The organism is Roseovarius arcticus (assembly GCF_006125015.1).
Taxonomy (GTDB): Bacteria; Pseudomonadota; Alphaproteobacteria; order Rhodobacterales; family Rhodobacteraceae; genus Roseovarius; species Roseovarius arcticus.
This window is the reverse complement of sequence record NZ_SZZN01000001.1, coordinates 780473-798404: the sequence shown is the minus strand read 5'-3', so window position 1 is coordinate 798404 and position 17932 is coordinate 780473. Positions and strand designations below refer to the sequence as shown.

General features: G+C 57.4%; 10 protein-coding genes and 1 pseudogene. 4 read left to right on the top strand and 7 right to left on the bottom strand.

Features of this window, described 5'->3' with window-relative positions; genetic code table 11:
* Nucleotides 1–74 precede the first annotated feature (74 nt).
* The gene (locus tag MK6180000_RS03780; RefSeq protein ID WP_138933521.1) at nucleotides 75–359 is read left to right on the top strand and encodes a hypothetical protein; all 285 of its coding nucleotides are present in this window, start codon (nucleotides 75–77) and stop codon (nucleotides 357–359) included.
* Between the two features lie 115 nt (nucleotides 360–474).
* On the opposite strand, the gene MK6180000_RS03775 is transcribed toward MK6180000_RS03780, so the two are convergent.
* From MK6180000_RS03775 to MK6180000_RS03755, 5 genes and pseudogenes are all read right to left on the bottom strand, one after another.
* Nucleotides 475–1245: an SDR family NAD(P)-dependent oxidoreductase gene (locus MK6180000_RS03775; protein ID WP_138933520.1), complete on the bottom strand. Its 771-nt coding sequence runs from the start codon at nucleotides 1243–1245 to the stop codon at nucleotides 475–477.
* 5 nt (nucleotides 1246–1250) lie between these two features.
* Nucleotides 1251–2057, bottom strand: a complete 807-nt coding sequence (locus MK6180000_RS03770) for an ABC transporter permease (protein ID WP_138933519.1) — start codon at nucleotides 2055–2057, stop codon at nucleotides 1251–1253.
* 7 nt (nucleotides 2058–2064) lie between these two features.
* The gene (locus tag MK6180000_RS03765; protein ID WP_246040589.1) at nucleotides 2065–2916 is read right to left on the bottom strand and encodes an ABC transporter permease; all 852 of its coding nucleotides are present in this window, start codon (nucleotides 2914–2916) and stop codon (nucleotides 2065–2067) included.
* A gap of 30 nt (nucleotides 2917–2946) precedes the next feature.
* Nucleotides 2947–4100: pseudogene (locus MK6180000_RS03760) on the bottom strand (ABC transporter substrate-binding protein).
* A 36-nt stretch (nucleotides 4101–4136) separates the two neighbouring features.
* Entirely contained in the window at nucleotides 4137–5288 is a 1152-nt protein-coding gene (locus tag MK6180000_RS03755; protein ID WP_138933517.1) for an ABC transporter ATP-binding protein, read from the bottom strand.
* 181 nt (nucleotides 5289–5469) lie between these two features.
* On the opposite strand from MK6180000_RS03755, the gene MK6180000_RS03750 reads away from it, so the two are divergent.
* On the top strand, nucleotides 5470–6219 hold the full coding sequence (locus tag MK6180000_RS03750) for a helix-turn-helix transcriptional regulator (RefSeq protein ID WP_342777698.1): 750 nt from the start codon (nucleotides 5470–5472) through the stop codon (nucleotides 6217–6219).
* Nucleotides 6220–6542: 323 nt separating this feature from the next.
* Here MK6180000_RS03750 and MK6180000_RS03745 read toward each other — a convergent pair whose 3' ends face one another.
* Nucleotides 6543–7781 (bottom strand): SAM-dependent methyltransferase, encoded by a 1239-nt coding sequence (locus MK6180000_RS03745; RefSeq protein ID WP_246040421.1) that lies wholly within the window; start codon nucleotides 7779–7781, stop codon nucleotides 6543–6545.
* A 953-nt stretch (nucleotides 7782–8734) separates the two neighbouring features.
* On the opposite strand from MK6180000_RS03745, the gene MK6180000_RS03740 reads away from it, so the two are divergent.
* A complete protein-coding gene (locus MK6180000_RS03740; RefSeq protein WP_138933515.1) occupies nucleotides 8735–9403 on the top strand; it encodes a LuxR C-terminal-related transcriptional regulator in 669 nt (222 codons plus the stop codon).
* Here the strand turns inward: MK6180000_RS03740 and MK6180000_RS03735 are convergent.
* The gene (locus MK6180000_RS03735) at nucleotides 9396–10883 is read right to left on the bottom strand and encodes a sensor histidine kinase (RefSeq protein ID WP_138933514.1); all 1488 of its coding nucleotides are present in this window, start codon (nucleotides 10881–10883) and stop codon (nucleotides 9396–9398) included. The genes MK6180000_RS03740 and MK6180000_RS03735 overlap by 8 nt on opposite strands.
* A 295-nt stretch (nucleotides 10884–11178) precedes the next feature.
* Between MK6180000_RS03735 and MK6180000_RS03730 the strand changes: the two genes are divergently transcribed.
* The gene (locus tag MK6180000_RS03730) at nucleotides 11179–17931 is read left to right on the top strand and encodes a peroxidase family protein (protein ID WP_138933513.1); all 6753 of its coding nucleotides are present in this window, start codon (nucleotides 11179–11181) and stop codon (nucleotides 17929–17931) included.
* Nucleotide 17932: the final 1 nt, after the last annotated feature.

Below are 17932 nucleotides of genomic sequence, written 5' to 3'. Positions count from 1 at the left end.
TTTGGTAATGATGACAGGTGCAATCACGTGATGGATTTCCTTGCGAGAGTGGGCAACCGGTAAGAGGAGAAGACATGAAACTCTCAGACATTCGGAACGACGCGCAGGTTTTCGCCAAGGATGGCCAGGTCGCGATTGGCGCGGTGCGCCGCGTAATGACCAATGCGATCGAAGTGCATATTGAGAATTATGGTCAAGTTAAGCTCACTCAAGACCAAATTTCAGCTATTCACGACGGCAAGGTCGTGCTTGCGATCGACAAACTGTCCGACGATCTGCTTGCTGCAATAGGGCATGCACATGATCGCGAGTTAAATGATGTGGCAGATCGCGGAAAGAATGACCCTCCGGTCTCATGATATGAAAGTTCCGAACATAAGATAGATTTGGAGTTCTCACGTTTCGCCGCTTGCGCAGCGTTGCGGCACAACCCGGTCGAGTTGGCTATGTAAGTTGCGGTCGTAGTCAGCTGGGTCAGAGCGATTCACCGCCGTCGATGACCAACGCCAACCCGGTGACAAAAGCCGATCTGTCCGAAGCGAGGTATAGGATTCCTTCGGCGATTTCCTCAGAGCTGGCCCAGCGGCCCATGGGAATAGTATTGGAAACGTAGCTCTCAAGCCCGGCACGCCCGCCCATCTGGGTCTCAAAGCCAAGATTGAAGGGGGTATCCACGAACCCCGGGCAAAGCGCGTTGAACCGGATCTTTTCGCGCGCGTAGTCTGCTGCCATCTGCTTGACCATCGCAACGGCTGCATGCTTGGTCGTGGCGTAGGACACCATCCCACGGTCGAACTGGCAGCCCGAATTGGACGCCGTAATAATCACCGATCCGCCGCCCTGCGCCCGCATGTGCGGTATTACCGCCCTTGAGGCGACAAAGTGCGCCCGCACGTTCAGAGCCCATGCGGCGTCCATCTGAGCTGGCGTTACGTCTTCTGCCTTGCCTGCGATCTGGATGCCCGCGTGGCTGTGCAACACGTCGAGACGCCCGTGCATGCGCGCGACGCGCGCGATTTCGGCCTCGACGGCCGTATCGTTGCGCATGTCCAGCGCGCAGGCCTCTCCGCACCCTCCCGCGTCTTTGATCAGGATTAGCGTTTCATCAGCCAAATCTTTTTGCAGATCGCTCACCACGACAAAAGCGCCTGCGCCCGCCATGGCAATCGCACCAGCCCGCCCGATACCCGAGCCTCCTGCGGTTACCAATGTGACACGGCCTTGCAACATTGCACTCTCCTGCATGTGACTTAAGGGCGCTTGCGCGTCTGAGACCGCCGCAACAGAAGCTGTGCCAGGATTAGGAGGGTGAGCGAGGCGATCATAATCATCGTACCAATCGCGTTGATCTCGGGCGTCACACCGCGGCGGATGGAAGAAAAAATGTAGATCGGCAGCGTCGTCTCGGACTCGGCAACAAAGAAGGCGATGACAAAATCGTCAAAGCTAAAGGTGAAGGCGAGCAGGAAACCCGCAAGGATCGCCGGCAGGATCTGGGGCAGTGTCACTTGCCGGAACGTGCCGAAGGGTGTCGCACCCAGATCGCGCGACGCCTCAATCAACGCACCGTCAAGCGTCTCCATCCGGCCGCGCACCAGCAGCACGACCAGCGACATGGTGAACAGGCCATGCGCACCAATCAGTGACCCCGCGCCCAGCGAAAGCGTCCAGCCCGCGACAGGCTCCAGCCAGGGATTGATCAGATCAAAGACGCTGACCATGGCGATCAACGTGGCGATGCCAATCACAATGCCGGGAATCATAACGGCGATCTGCACCAGCAGATCGAAGGTCGCGCGCAGCCGTCCACGCATGCCGGTAAGCGCAAGTGCCGCCGCAGTGCCTACGAGCGTGGCCAAAATCGCCGATACGAAAGCCACCCGAACCGAGGTCCAGAGCGCCTCCATCACGAAGGGATTGTTCAGCGCGCGGCCATACCACTGCAACGAGAACCCCTCCATCGAGGATGCCGACCGCCCCGCAGAGAACGAGAATAACGCAATGATGCCAATGGGCATGTAAAGGAAGGCATAGACGGCGGCAGCGTAAAGTCTCATGGGGTTCTCACAGTATGCCGACATCGTCGCGGCCCGCGCCGAAACGTTTTACCGCACGGGTATAGACCGCAACTGTGATGAGCATGATCACTACCAGCGCCACGGCGACCGCCGATCCGAATGCCCAGTTTCGCGATTGCAGAAAGAGATCCACAAGCGCATTGCCGACAAAGAACACCTTGCCACCGCCAAGGATCGCAGGGATCAGGAATTCACCCATCAGTAGGATAAAGACAAGCATCGAGCCGGTCAGTACACCCGGCATCGATAGCGGCAGCGTGATCTGAAGGAAGCTGCGCCAAGGCGGCGTGCCAAGGTCGGCCGCAGCCTCAAGCAGCCGCAGGTCCAACTTTTCCAACGCCACGTAGATTGGGAACACCATCAGCGGCAGATAGCCATAGACGATGCCCACCAGCACCGCGAAGGGCGTGTCAAGCAGCCGTATATCCTCAAGCCCGACAGCGGCGAGCAGCGCTGGCAGGCCATGCCCGCCCAGGAGGAAAATCCACGCGTAGGACCGAATGAGGATCGAGGTCCAAAACGGAACAATAACCAGCACCAGCAGCATCGTCTTCCATTTGGGCGTGACTTTGATCGCAAGGAAATAGGCCAGAGGGTAGGCAATAAGCAGCGCCGCCAGCGTACCCACGGGTGCAAGGGTCAGGGTATTGCGAAAGGCGGCAAAACGCGCCGGAAGGTTGGCATACTGCTCAAGCGTGAAGCCGGGGGCATAGCCGCCGATAGCGCTGCGCTCACCGAATGAAAAGATCAGGACGACGGCCAATGGCAGCAGCAGAAGTGCTGCGTACCACAGCGCTGCGGGTGTCAGCAGCAACGCCCGAGCCCGGCTCTGGGTCATGGCCATCGTCCGTCTCCCTTTCTTTGGCCGTCAGACGGACTTGAAGCGTGCCATCAGTTCGGCGCGGTTCGGGTCTGTTAGCGTCACCGCTGCGCCAAACTCCAGCACGTCTAGCGCCTCGGCCGCAGGATAGAGGATCGGATCATTAAGCAGTTCCTCAGGCAGCAGCGCGTTGGTGCGGCTATCGGCCACCGGGTATCCGTGAGCGAGCACCTCGCGGGCATTCACTTCGGGCTCCAGCAGGTAGTTAATCAGCGCATAAGCCGCGTCCATATGGGGGGCCCCTTTGGGGATCGCGTAGTAGTCGGACCAGATCTCGCCGCCTTCCTTGCCAAGGGCAAAGCCGATCTCTGGCATGTCTACGTTCATCTGCTTGCCATCGCCCGTCAGCACATGGTCAGCCATGCATCGCCATTGCGCATCGCGGGCTGATAGTCCGAAGAAATCGCATAAAGATGCGGCTTCACGTCGATCAGTAGCTTTTCCGCCTGTGCCAATTCTTCGGGATCAACAGAGTTAAAGCTGAACCCATGATATACCAGCGCGTTGCCGATCGTGGTCAGCTGGTAGTCATGCACCATCACCCGATTGTCGAATTGATCGCGGGCACCGTCAAAAAACGTCTTCCAGCTATCTACCACACCGCCGGTTTTGTCGCTGTTGAAGGCGATGCCGGTGGTCCCCCAATTCTTGGGCACGGCATAGACGATGCCGTCAATCGTGCCCGCATCGGCGAACCTCGGATCAAAGGCTGCTGCGTCAAAATTCGGGAGTCGAGACAGGTCCAGCGGCTCGATCAGGTCGGCCTGAACATAGGTTGGGACCGCATAGTTGGTTGGCACGAATACATCCCAGCCCGATCCACCTGCCTGGATCTTGGCAAGCATTTCCTCATTCGATCCAAAGACGTTGATCTGCGTGTAAGCGCCGGTTTCCTCGGTGAACATATCGAAGTTCGCGGTGTCATGATAGTTCGGCCAAGTCGCCAAAACCACCCGGTCGCCGATATCCTGCGCGCGGGCGCGACTGGGCATTAGGCCCGGCAGCGTCCCGCCCATTACTGCCATCGCCGTGCCAAGGCCGGTGACGCCCAGAAAATGGCGGCGCGTGACCGAGCCCTTCTGGTAGCGACGCAGCTCTTCCATGAACTTCTTGCGTGAAATCGGCGTGTTATCATTTTTCATCTCGTCTTCTCCCTATTGTGACGAATTCAGGATCAGTCAGCTGTCATCGGCAAGAACGAGCCCCGTTCCCTCCGGCCAAAGGACGTGGACAAGACTGCCCACCATATGTTCGCCCAAGGCCCCCCCGGCCTGCCTTGGGGCGTTGACCTGCAGCTGGCCGATGCCTTCGACCGTCAGCAGGTATTCTATGCGATCGCCTAGAAAAGTGCGGTGCGTAACGCGGGCGGGGAGCGCGGCTGTGCCTTCGGTTAGCGGCAAATTCTGCGCCGCGACGCTCAATGCTTCGGGCCGGACGGCAATCTCCACAGTGTGCCGGCTGTCTCCGGGCAGGTCGCGCAGGATTACGGTTGCACCATTGCCCAGAATGGCCTGCGCCGTGCCGCCGTGCCGCCCGTCGATCTGGCCTGTCACGATATTTGCCTTGCCTACAAAGTCGGCCACGTATCGGCATCGCGGACGGTCATAGAGATCTTGCGGGCTGCCGACCTGCATGATGCGGCCCTTGGCCATGATGCAGATGCGGTCGGACATCGACAGCGCTTCTTCTTGATCATGAGTGACCAGCACAAAAGTGATGTTCAGGCTGCGCTGAAGCTCCAGCAACTCGCGCTGCATTTCACCGCGCAGCTTGGCATCCAGCGCCGCCATCGGCTCATCCAGAAGCAGGATTTGCGGCTCGTTTATGATCGCGCGCGCCAGCGCTACACGCTGCTGCTGTCCGCCCGACAGCTCCCAAATGCGCCGCGTGCCGAACTCCGCCAGCCGCACGGTAGCCAGTGCCTTGTCAGTCTTCTGAGCGATTTCAGACTTGGACAGACGCGGGCGGCGCTGGCGCAGGCCGTAGCCGACATTTTGCGCGACAGTCATGTGCGGGAACAGCGCGTAGTGCTGAAAAACCATGTTGACGGGGCGCAAATGCGCGGGCACCGCGCTGACATCCTGCCCGTCTATCAGGACCGCGCCTTCGGTCGGGCTATCAAATCCGGCGAGCATCCGCAACGCCGTGGTCTTGCCACAGCCCGATGGGCCGAGAAACGATAGGAACTCGCCGCGGCGAATGCTCAGGTCAATGCGGTCAGCGGCAAGTATCGCGCCAAAGCGTTTGGTAGCACCTGCAAATTCCGCGACCGTATCGTTGGTGGAAACATGCGCACAGGACGCTTCGGTCACTTTCAGATCCTGAATCATTGCGTTTCCCGTTCTAGCCCGCCTGCTCGTCACCGCAAATCAACTTTGGCTTGCGCAGCGAGGGATATGCCGTCAATTCTTAAAACGATACAAAAACCCCGGATGGCTGTATATATCACAAAGGGCATAGATGAACGCGAAACTGAAGGTTTCAGATTGGGTCGCGGCAAGCGCAAAGGTCGTGTCGGCGCTGGAAACTCCGCTGTTCCCCAAGGCGTTGACTGACGCAATGCGCGTTGTGGTTCCTTTCGAGTTTACGGTCATCTTTGCATACTATGGCGATAGTCGTCCCCTTGATATCTACGATAATTTCCCAGATTCAAAGCGTAAGGTCATGGTCGCCGACTACCAGGAAGGCCCCTACCTTTTGGACCCGTTCTACCTGAATTCGCACGACCCGGCGACATCGCGTCTAGTGCGGTTGCGCGACCTTGCACCCGATCGGTTTTATCAAGCAGAATATTTTCGGAACTACTATGTGCAGACCGGTCTCGCCGAAGAAATAGGCTTTATCGTCAATGTCGGCGGCGGCGTTAGCGTGGTGATATCAGGCATGCGCGAGCGCAAGGTATTTTCAGCCCGCGAGTTTCGCGACCTTCAAGCGATCGTTCCGTTCGTTGAGGTCTGTGCGCGCCGTCACTGGAATGGGCTGCTGTCGAATTTCTCGGATCGGCCGCTATCGGACGGGCCGCGCCTATCAAGACTGATTGAGGAATCTTTTCAGCGCTTCGGGTGCAACCTGCTAACCCCGCGCGAAGGGGAGATCGTTGAATACACACTCAAAGGCTATTCGGCCGAATCCACGGGCAATGCTTTGGGGATCGCCACAGGAACGGTGCGTATCCATCGCCGCAACATCTACGGGAAACTGGGGGTTAACTCGCAGGGGGAGCTATTCTCGAGCTTCATCGCGTCGCTCGACGAGTTATGAAACAGAACTAACGAACCTCTGGCTTAGGAGGCACGTCTCATGTCTTGACGTGAATGCCCGCGCGGACCGCTCCATGCTAATGGGAAACTTGTTCGGGTTACGCGGCCATTCCAGATCTTTCCAGTTGCGCATCGAAGGTTGCTCCGGTTTCTGCAGACGGGGTATGTTCGGTGCACTTAAATAGACGGCGGTTGTTGGACCAGTCCACCCATTCAAGGGTGGCATTTGCCACAGCTTCAAAACCGCGTAGATCATTTGGCGCGCAGTTTGGCGGTCACCCGCGCGAAGTTGGGCGCCATCCAGATCTTGACGGATCGGGGAGTTTATTCAGCGGCCATTCGGTCGCTGTTCTGCGTGGCCTCGACGTAGAGATAGTCCCGCGTTAATGGCACCGCATCCCGCCGCCGGGCAAGCTGGATTTGAAACACCAACTGCCTCCCGATGCGGAAGGAAAGCTCCGTCGCCACTAAGTAGTAGCGCCACATTCGACAGAACCGAGCGTCATAAAGCGCTTCGACTTCGTCGATCCGATTCAAAAAGCGCAGCCGCCAATGACGCAGAGTTTCAGCATAGTGTAGCCGCCAAGTTTCGATGTCGGTGGGCCAGAGATCCTCCCGCTCTACCGCTGTCATCGCCTCTGACAGCGATGGAGCATAACCGCCGGGAAAGATGTACTTCTGTATCCATGGGTTCGTATTGCCCGGCGGCGCCGCCCGTCCGATGCTATGTACCAACGCGACACCGTCTTCGGTCAGAAGATTGCGGATGGTGCGGAAATAAGCCCGGTATTGCGGCACGCCGACGTGCTCGAACATGCCAACCGAAACGATACGGTCAAACTGGCCTCTGATCTCGCGGTAATCAGCCAGCCGAAACGTGACAAGGTTACTCAACCCCTCGCGTTTTGCCCTTTCAGTGGCATAGGCGTGCTGTTCTTCGGACAGGGTAATACCCAGCACCGAAACGCCGTAATCCCGCGCCAGCGTCAACGCCAGCCCGCCCCAACCACAGCCGATATCAAGCACACGCATCCTAGGCTCAAGAAGAAGTTTGGCGGCAATATGTGCCTTCTTTTGGGTCTGGGCCTGCTCAAGAGTATTCGAGGGATGACGAAAATAAGCGCAAGAATATTGCCGGTCGGCGTCGAGGAACTTGCTGTAAAGCTCTCCTGACAGATCATAGTGATGGTGGACATTGCGACGCGAGCGCGACACCGGGTTGAATTGCTGAATGCGGCGCAGTGCGTGATGAACCAGTCTGGCAGGATCAAACCACTTGGTTGCGCGATTTTCGGGAAGATTTCCCAGTACACACTCCATCAGGCCGTATAGATCGTCACCCTCAATTAGAAGTTCACCGTCCATGTAGCCCTGACCAAGCGCGAACTCGGGGTTTACGACCAGGTTCCGAACAAGCGCAGGTTCGGTGATGTAAACGGTGAAATGTGGATTTCCCTTACCGTAAGTTTTGACCGTTTCATCGGGCAAATACACTGTCAATGATCCGCGCTGGATCAACTTTCTGAGTTGCAGATCAAGTAGGTATGTCGAAGTCATCCCCATAACTATGCCATCCTTCCGAAAACGCTTTCGTTTCAACACAAAGGAAAACTCCAAAGGTCAGTGGAAGGTTCCGGACGGCCAAAAAGCGCGAAATTTATGTCGGCATGTGAGCATAACGGGCAGTGGATATACGGGATGTTTTGACCACTATAGCTTAGTCAGTTCCACTGCTCGGGGCGCATAAAGGTCACAAACGGGGCGGTGAACATGGTGCAGGTCCCGATCCCTGTTACTTGAAGGGTTTTGACATAAGGCGCTTGGCAGCTGTCATCATTTGGTGATTTTTGATTGCGGATGTCGCCCCCTTTTCTAGGCGATTATATCCTTGAATTGATACCAGCGTTGAAGAGGGTAACGAAATCCTCCAACTGAACTCTGAGCCTGCCGAGGCGTAGCTTGCCTCCTTTCAGGCGGCAGCAGATCTCGCTGGAACAACCTTGATGCGCGACCGGGCGCTGCCTGAGAAAAGTGTCATCAGCCAAGCCGGTATTGATGCTGATGTCGCCGACCTGCGCTCTTGTGGGATCGCCAAGATACCACAGCCCCTTTGTCGCGCTGGGAACGTTCGCCGCGCCCTCTACCTTGACAGCGATTCTTGTTCGTTCGGCGGCGCGCCGGATGGGGCTGTTACATTGTGTGGCGTAGGAGAAGTGCAACTACGCCTTTCGTTTATCGGGCCTAGGATAGGGGAGGCTCCTGCCCTTCCGTGAAGAGTACGTTGATTAGGCTAGAGCAAAAAAAATGTCGGCTTCACCCGCCTCGTAATCTTGTAGGTGCTTTTATGAAACAAAGTCGTGTTCGGCGGCCAATTGTATCGTATTTCTCCGGTGTCAATAGAAAAAAACTAATCGGCATTGATCCGCCGGTGTAAAAATGTTAAGGAAATATGCCTTCATAAAGAAGGTCCAGTAGCTTTTTTGTGATAGTTTTAACAAGTATACAAAGGCCAGTTTATGCAGCCGATTACGGTAGCCTTCGTCGACGATCATCCAGTTTTGCTGTCTGGCATTTGCCAGCTTTTTTCATCGAGTGATGAATTCCGCATCGTGGGTGTTGGGTCGACGGCCAATGACGTCATTGAGATTGCTGGCTCGGTCACGCCGGACGTCATCGTAATTGATTTGAACATGCCAGGGCGTGTAATCGAGGCGATCGCGAAAGTTGCTAATGACTACAGCAAAACCAAGTTGATCGCTTTTACGGCGTCCGGCAACATAGATACCGCTATCTCGACGCTCGAGGCGGGGGTTCTTGGATATGTGCTCAAAGGCAGCACATTGAGCGAGCTAACCGAGGCGATCAGGCAGGTCCACAATGGCGAGACCTACATGTCGCCGCGCGTCGCGGCAAATGTCGTTGCAGGATTGCAAGTAAATGCCCGCGCGCGAACCGCGCCGACAGTTCGATTTAGCAGTCGAGAAGAAGATGTCTTACGTTTTTTACTTCAAGGTTGCACAAACAAAGAGATTGCTCACTCACTGTCGCTCAGCGAGAAAACTGTGAAGCATTACATGACGGTGCTGATCCAGAAACTTGATGTGCGCAACCGGGTTGAGGTCGTCCTTGCCGCGCAAGAACTGGCCAGCGCAGGTGGCCTGTCACTAACGCCTTCGCTCAACTGACTCGCTGCACAGAACCCTGATTGGGCATGTTTATCGGTAGCGTGACGATCAATCGTGTTTCGTCGATTGCGTTGTCCAAAACCAATGTGCCACCGAAAGCCTCAAGGCGTCGGCGCATCCCGTTCAATCCCAGGCGCCACGTTGGCATCTCTGGCGACAGTTCAGCCAATTTTGAACGGCCACTGCTAATCAGAATATCCAATTTTTCACTGGATGGTGTGATGCTGACATGCGGTATCTTTGCGTCGCCGTGCCGGACGGCATTCGTAAGCCCCTCCTGAACGACCCGGTAGAGGCAAATCTTGCGAGGCAAGTCCAGCTCGACCGCTGCCATTTCCATCTCTAGATCGACCGCACCGCCAGTGAGGGCCCGGTGGCGCTCGACAGCCAGCGTGACGACGTCCGCAGCGTTTAGATCCTCGAGTTCTGGCAGGATCAGGCCGGCGGACATGGTGCGCAGTTCCATCATCACCTGATCGGTCAGGGCATGAAGTGTCGTCCCGTCAGGCAGTTCGGATTGCGCGTTATCGCTTCCCATAAGTGACATCAGTCCAAGCAGTTGCACTGGACCGTCATGAAGTTCGGCGCCAACCAGGTTCAGGACCTGTTCATTGGCTTGGGCGGCGTCCAGCCGCGCCTGATCCGCATCGCGGCGCAGTTGGCCATTCTGCTCGGTCATCCTGCGTGCGACCTCTAGCCGATCGTGTAGTAGCGCGCTCTGGCTAAAGCTGAGCGCAAGCATCGCAAGCACACCCAACGTCGCGAAACTGATCGCCGCCCACACCGTGCGCTCGACAAACGCCCTATCCCGCAAAATTTCAGATGCGTCCTGATAGATCTCACCTATCGCGATCATGTTTCCCGTCTTTGGATCATGAATCGGCGCGTACACCTCGAGAAAGGGGTAGGCCATTGGGAAATCCGCGTCGGCGACACCGGAGGTTTCCAGCTTTGCTACAAATCGTCCAGCCAAGGCGATGTCCAAATCTTCGCTGTCGTGCAGAGAAGCCGTATCAGTGGGAAAGGTGGAGTAGAAAAGCGTCCCATCGAGCCGCCAGATTCGTAGAAGAAGCTGAGAGTTATTTTCGGTCAAATTCTTAAAGAAAGGCTCCATCTGCGGGTTCACCTCGCCCTCGCCACCTAGGTAGGAGAGCGCATAGGGCGCCAGCAGATTGTCGATGTACGCGCTTCCGACTTTGCCGTGGGACTGCAGTTGGAGCGTGCGATAATCAACGATGATAAAAGCACCGAGCCCGAACATGACGACGATAACCAAGCAGGTGAATGCGGCTGACAATGGACTTGGACGCAGGATCAACCATCTGGCTTTAGATTTTAGCGAATCGGTTTCTCCTTTTGGTGGCGGACTTACGCCCGGAAAATATTTGATGCCCGTTTCCGCTAATAACCGGAAGTTGAGTGGTCCACTTTGTCCGAAAGAAATCTTTACAGAATTTGAAGCTACACAGTTTCGCCACATTAACAAATAATTAACCAGTATAAGCCGTAAAGCGCGCTCTGCTGTCAGACTTTAGTCTGAAAATTCCTTGGGTCCTTGGTCGGAAATCTCTCGATACTTTGGTGTTGGATCTGCAGAGGACCTCCGACCGTAGCGGCAATTCGCAGGCCGTGGGACAGTTATCTCAATACCTGGGACACCTTTGCCTTCTGTCGACATCCGCGCTGCCGCTGATGTTCGAGGCCGAGGCCAAACCTCTAAATTCATTCAACTTTCGCCCACATTTATCGTGTCGGGCCATCTGGGGAGATATGTCATGACCGTTAAACTGAATGTCGCCGACCTTGAGTTCATTCTGCGTCAGGTCAAAATTAGCGAAGCGCACTCCAATGGGACGGCGCTGACGGATATTTACGTAGACGCCGATGGCAATGTGGTCGCCCAAGGTACCGCGGGTGCCATTCAGGCAATCTCAAGCCCCCTTCTACCCAGCGGTTTGCGCACCGTAGACGGCACTTATAACAACCTGATTCCCGGCAGAGAGACTTGGGGTGCCGCGGACACGCCAATGCCGCGACTTTTGGATCCGAACTTTCTGAATGATGCCGATGGCGACGTGATGCCACTTGGGCCTCCGGGTGGCCCGCTTGTGACCAACACCGATTACGGCGTGATCGGCGCCCCGTCCGCCACGAATGGTGGGCACACAGGAAACGTGGCCGATGCGGACCCGCGGATCATCTCGAACCTGGTCGTGGATCAGAGTGTTAACAATCCGGCAGCCGTTGCGGCGTGGTTTGCAAATGACGCGGCCCTCAGCGCATTCCACGAGCGCTATGGCGTAGATGCCATTCCGGTGCGTCCTGGTGAGGGATCGGTCGCTCTGGCGGTCGCGAATGCCAGCTTCGAAAATCAATCACTTGCCGATGGCCAGCCCGGTGTCACCAGCAGTCCGCTGGGTAACTATTCGTTAACGGCACCCACTGGCTGGACGATTTCTGGCGGCGTTGGTGGCCTTTTTGCGCCAGCCGCTACCGTCACAGATGCAGCGGGCCATCCCGGCCCCAACGTGGCGTGGCTGACCGGGGGCGCGACGCTCTCTCAGAACAGCGGACCATTGACTGCGGGTACAAGCTATAAACTGAGCCTGAGCGTTGGGGACCGGACCGATCAGGTCTGGTCGGGAGGCGCGGTGCGTATGATCGCGGTTGGTGCGGGCGGCGTGGAAACTGTGATTTCCACGATGGCGTTGCCAGACCCGACAGATGGCCAATGGGCCGATCTGATGCTGGATTCCGGGCCCATCGCGGCGGGCCTTGCAGGCCAGACCCTGCGCATCGAAGTGCAACAAACCGGCGCCTCGCAGGTTCTGGTAGACAACGTTTCGCTGACGAGCGGTGAAGCAAACAAAATCGAGATCGACAACGTCGACTTGGCTACGATTCCTAACATTGCGCCGGATGATGGCATCTCGGCACCGTTCAACGCTTGGATGACCTTCTTTGGCCAATTCTTTGACCATGGTCTGGATCTGATTACCAAGGGCGATAACGGGACGGTATACATTCCACTTCAGCCGGACGATCCGCTGGTTCTGGGGGCTGACGGCCTTGCTGGCACAGCAGACGACCTACCGCAGCAGCTGCGTTTCATGGCAGTCACACGATCGACAGCGGTTGATGGGCCCGGCGCGGACGGCATACTCGGCACGGCCGACGACACCCAGCACGAGGGCCAGAACACCACGACGCCCTACGTCGATCAGAACCAGACCTATACGTCGCATTCATCGCATCAAGTGTTCGTGCGCGAATATGTGTTTGACGCGAACGGTAATCCCGTCTCGACCGGCAAATTGATGGATGGCGCCAATGGTGGCTTGCCAACATGGGCCGAGGTCAAAGCGCAGGCGCGCGACATGCTGGGCATAGAGTTGACGGATGGCGATGTCTTGAACATCCCCCTCTTGCGCACTGACCAGTATGGAGAGTTCTTGCCTGGCCCCAACGGCCTGCCGCAAATCGTGATCGGCCTTGGCGCCGACGGCATCCCGAACACCGCCGACGACAATGTCGTCGAAGGTGACCTTGCGGCCCCGGTAAATACCTTCTCGGCGGGCGCCGTGCGTATTGGTCATGCGTTCCTTGACGACATCGCGCATGCCGCGGGTCCGTTCGACGGCCAGACCGGCACAATGAAGATTGCCGACGACGACACCGCACTTGGCCTGTCCGACAGCGTCAGTACCACCGGCACCTATGACAACGAAATGTTGGATCGCCACTTCATCACGGGCGATGGCCGGGGGAATGAAAACATCGGCCTGACATCCGTTCACCACGTCTTTCACTCAGAACACAACCGCCAGGTCGAAGCCCAAAAAGCCGTGATCCTAGAATCGGGCGATATCGACTTTATCAATGAGTGGCTGCTGAATGACATCGCAGCAGGCGACCCGATCCCAACCGATCCGGCCACGCTGATATGGGACGGAGAACGCATCTTCCAAGCGGCCCGTTTTGCGACAGAGATGCAGTACCAGCACCTCGTCTTTGAAGAGTTCGGGCGCAAGCTTCATCCCAACATTGATCCGTTCGTGTTCAACGCTGTGACGGACATCAACCCGTCGATATTTGCGGAATTCGCAAGTGTTGTGTACCGCTTCGGCCATTCGATGCTGACCGAGAACATGCCGCGCGTCATGGTCGACGAGGTTACAGGCAATGTCTCTACCGACAATATGGGCCTCGTTTCGGCCTTCCTGAACCCGATCGTTTTCGACAATGACGGCGCGATGAGTGCGGACGCGGCTGCCGCAGCTGTGATCCTTGGAATGACCTCAGAACGCGGTAGCCAAATCGACGAATTTATTGTTCCTGCCTTGCGCAGTAATCTGTTGGGCCTGCCTCTCGATCTGGCCGCGATCAACATTGCGCGGGGCCGCGATACGGGCATGCCAAGCTTTAACGATGCGAGGGCAGAGCTTTATCAGCAGACCAATTCTGTCTGGCTCAAGCCATATGAAAACTGGGTGGAGCTGGCGTCGAATCTAAAAACCCCGATGACTGTCGTGAACCTGATCGCCGCCTATGGCACGCATGCGACGATCCTCGCGGCGACCACGCTTGAGGAAAAGCGTGATGCAGCGTTCGATCTTGTCTTCGGTGGCGGCGCGGTCTCGGACGCGGATCGCTTTGACTACCTGCTGGGAAGGAACGGCTGGACGTCTGATAGCAATGGCTTGAACTCCATCGACCTTTGGGTCGGTGGCCTGTCCGAACGCATTATGCCCTTTGGTGGCATGCTTGGTTCGACCTTCACGGCGGTCTTTGAGGCCCAGATGGAGGCGCTGCAAGACGGTGACCGCTTCTACTATCTGACACGGACCCAAGGGCAGAACTTCCTGAACGAGCTTGAGCAGAACTCGTTTTCGAAAATGCTTTTGGCGAACACCAGCCTGTCTGATCCTGGACCGGACGGCATTCGCGGCACGTCCGACGATATCGTGCGCCATCACATCGGCGTCGACTCGTTTGCCCAGTATGATTACGTGCTCGAAATCAATCAGGCCAACCAATTCGGCAACGATCCGGTCGGCAACGATCCAGTGCTTGAGGGGCTGGGAATGGGCAAGGTCGTGCGCGATGACCCGACGACATCCCAAGTTGAAACCAACTATCTGCGCTTTACCGGCGGCGAACATGTCGTGGTCGGCGGCACCAGTGGCAACGACACAATCATCACAAGCGATGGCGATGACGGCATCTGGGGCGACGACGGCGACGACTATATCGAGTCTGGATTTGGTGTCGATCTCGTCAATGGCGGCGGCGGCAATGACATTATCCTCGACGCCGGCGACGAGGGTGACTTCCTCAAGGGTGAGGACGGCGACGATGTTATGGCCACGGCAAGCGGTGCCGACATCCTGATGGGCGGCGATGGCAAGGACGTTATTTTCCTTGGCGCGGACGCCTCAGAAGTCTTTGGCGGTGAGGGTGACGACTTCATCCTCGGCGGCGACGGAGCAGACTTCCTCATGGGCAACGAGGGCAACGACTGGATAGAATCCGGCCCCGGCTTTGACACAAGCGCAGGCGACAACTCGCAGTTGTTCTTTAACAGCGAGATCAAGGGCCATGACGTCATGTTTGCGGGCACTGATGAACATGACTTTGACGCCGAATCTGGCGATGACATCATGATCCAAGGTGCGAGCGTAATGCGCAACGAGGGTATGTTCGGCTTTGACTGGGCCGCTTTCAAGGGTATGGCACTCGACGCCTACGCTGATATGCGGATCAAGATCTTCACGACCGATGAACAGGACATCCTGCGCAACCGGTTTGACAAGGTCGAGGCGCTGTCCGGGTGGGACCACAACGACACGCTGATCGGCGACGATCGCGTGGCCCCCGGTACCGGCGAGGCCGACGAGAACGCGTTGACGAATGACGGACTAGACCAGGAGGGTATCGACCGGATCGACGGCCTGTCTGATCTCGTGTCGATCGTAAACGGCGAGGAGTTCTGGGAAAGCGGCAACATCATCATCGGTGGTGGTGGGTCTGACGTGATTACCGGTAACGGCGGCGACGACATCATTGACGGCGACCGGTGGCTTAACGTGCGTATCCGTATCACGGACCAACCCTACGCAGAAAACAGCGCCGCGAATGAGATCGCATCCGTCGACACGCTGAGGCATATTTTCACCACAGCCGATGGCGTAGACCCAAACTGGGTCGGCAAGAGCCTGTTTGAACTTCTTGTCTCGCGGACGATCGTACCGGGCCAAATGAACATCGTGCGTGAAATCCTCGACGGGGGCCAGTCAAACGACATCGACGTCGCTGTTTTCAATGACGATCAGGACCAGTACACAATCACCGATCTTGGCAACGGGGTCTATCAGGTTGCGCATACCGGCTTTGGTACCAATGCCGAAGTCGTAATTGATGACGGAATTGATACCCTCCACAATATTGAGGTTCTGCGGTTCCGGGACGGCGATGTTGCGCTTGGCCAACAGCCTGCAACCGGCGCACCAGTGATTAGCGATCTGACGCCGACTGAGGGGCAACCTCTGACCGTCGATCTTTCTGGTATCGCAGACGCGAACGGCATCGCGGGTCCGATTTCAGTTCAGTGGCAGTCGTTTGATGGCACGAACTGGGTCAACATTCCGGGCGCGACGGGCGCCAGTTTTACGCCGAATGATCCGTTTTTCGATCTGAACGGTCCGCAGGTGGGCCGCGAACTGCGGGTTGTTGCCAGCTTCACTGACGGAGCGGGCGTGATTGAGACAGTGATATCGGCACCGACAGCCCCAGTTGGGGATGTCTGGAGCGGCGGCATCGGCAATCAGACCTTCAATGGGACCGAAGGCGACGACGTCGCAATCGGCAACAACCGGATCGCATTCGGCCCGTTCGAGCTTGCCAGCGGCGACAACGTTCTTAACGGCAATGGCGGCAACGATGTGCTTGAAGGGCGCGGCGGCAACGACACGGTCAACGGCGGCACTGGCGACGATCTCGTCTTGGTCAACTTTACGAACAGCGCAGGTGGACGCGACATCATCGACGGCGGGGACGGCGTAGATACGGTGCAAATCACCGGCACTGAAGCCGCAGAAACCTTCCGCATCTATACCCGCGACGCGGCGCTATTGGCTGGCCTCACTGGACTGGCCGCGATGACCGAGATTGTTATCACCCGTAACGGCGCGATTATCGCCGAGCTTGACAACGTCGAGGAAATCATCGTCAACGGCGCCGATGCGACCCCGCCCGCTGACGGCACTCTGGGCGGCGATACCATCCAGGTGTTCGGCGACTTCTCAACCACCAGCCTTAACCTTAACACCATCACGATCAATGGCACTACGGGCGACGACGTAGTCGACATATCGTCGCTATCCTCCGCACACCGGATCGTTTTCCGCGGCGAAGGCGGCAACGACACCATCGTTGGCACCCTGAGGCCACAGGACCTGATCGACCTACCCGGCACTGGTGATCCAACGACGACAACCGGCGAAAATGGCATGGTCACCGTCAGCCGGGGCGGCGCGAGCGTGACCTTCGACGGGTCCGCTGGAATGCCGGGCCTGGATGAAGGCGACCTAGAGGATCAAAATGGTGCGGACGAAGGCAGTCAGGACGATGCTGAGGCCGAGGGCGAGACCAGTGGTGCCGACGATGCCGGGACTGACGGCGATGTGGGGACCACGCCGCCGGCGGCATCCAGCGGACAAGTGCTTGGAACGGCTGCAGGCGAGGCACTGTTCGGGACCGACAGCGCTGACAACATATTGGCCTTGGGCGGCCGCGATATGATCTTTGCCGGTGACGGCGACGACAATGTTCTGGCCGGTTCCGGAGGTGACATGTTGTTCGGCGATGGCGGCAACGACCGGTTATTTGGTCAGGGCGGCGACGACTTCATCGACGGCGGTATTGGCAACGACTTTGTCGTCGGCGGTGACGGCGACGATACGTTCGTCGCAACCTCTGGGGACGGCGACGACGTCTACTACGGCGACGATGTCTCGGGCGGCACCGGAACAGATACCTTGGACATGTCACGCGTGATTGAGGACATCACCGTCGATCTGGGTAGTGGACCGGACGGCCGTGGACAGGCTTCCAGCGCCGAAACCGGAACCGACGTTCTCTGGAGCATTGAGAACTTTATCGGCGGTGCCGGTGATGATGTAATCACTGCGGGACAGGCGCGGAACATGCTGGATGGCGGCGCGGGTAACGATGTCTATCGCTTCTTGTCGGCCCAAGACGCTGACGGCGATACCATCGGCTCCTTCCAACCCGGTGACAAGATCGACCTTTCGCAGATCGACGCCAATGGATCGGGCGCCGGTAATGGCAACTTCTCGCTAGTGTCCGACGCCTTCACGGGGAGCGGCCAGCTACTTGTGACCCACGAGACCGGAGAAGACGGCGAAATGACCATCATCCAAGGCAGTGTTGACGGCGACGCCAGCCCGGACTTCAGCATCTCGATCCGGGGACGCCATGAACTGACGCAGGACGACTTCCAGTACTGAC

Excerpts from the sequence above, each read along its gene's own strand:
- MK6180000_RS03780 (WP_138933521.1), top strand. The coding sequence starts at position 75 with ATGAAACTCTCAGACATTCGGAACGACGCGCAGGTTTTCGCCAAGGAT.
- MK6180000_RS03775 (WP_138933520.1), bottom strand. The coding sequence starts at position 1,245 with ATGCAGGAGAGTGCAATGTTGCAAGGCCGTGTCACATTGGTAACCGCA.
- MK6180000_RS03770 (WP_138933519.1), bottom strand. The coding sequence starts at position 2,057 with ATGAGACTTTACGCTGCCGCCGTCTATGCCTTCCTTTACATGCCCATT.
- MK6180000_RS03765 (WP_246040589.1), bottom strand. The coding sequence starts at position 2,916 with ATGACCCAGAGCCGGGCTCGGGCGTTGCTGCTGACACCCGCAGCGCTG.
- MK6180000_RS03755 (WP_138933517.1), bottom strand. The coding sequence starts at position 5,288 with ATGATTCAGGATCTGAAAGTGACCGAAGCGTCCTGTGCGCATGTTTCC.
- MK6180000_RS03745 (WP_246040421.1), bottom strand. The coding sequence starts at position 7,781 with ATGGGGATGACTTCGACATACCTACTTGATCTGCAACTCAGAAAGTTG.
- MK6180000_RS03740 (WP_138933515.1), top strand. The coding sequence starts at position 8,735 with ATGCAGCCGATTACGGTAGCCTTCGTCGACGATCATCCAGTTTTGCTG.
- MK6180000_RS03735 (WP_138933514.1), bottom strand. The coding sequence starts at position 10,883 with ATGTGGCGAAACTGTGTAGCTTCAAATTCTGTAAAGATTTCTTTCGGA.
- MK6180000_RS03730 (WP_138933513.1), top strand. The coding sequence starts at position 11,179 with ATGACCGTTAAACTGAATGTCGCCGACCTTGAGTTCATTCTGCGTCAG.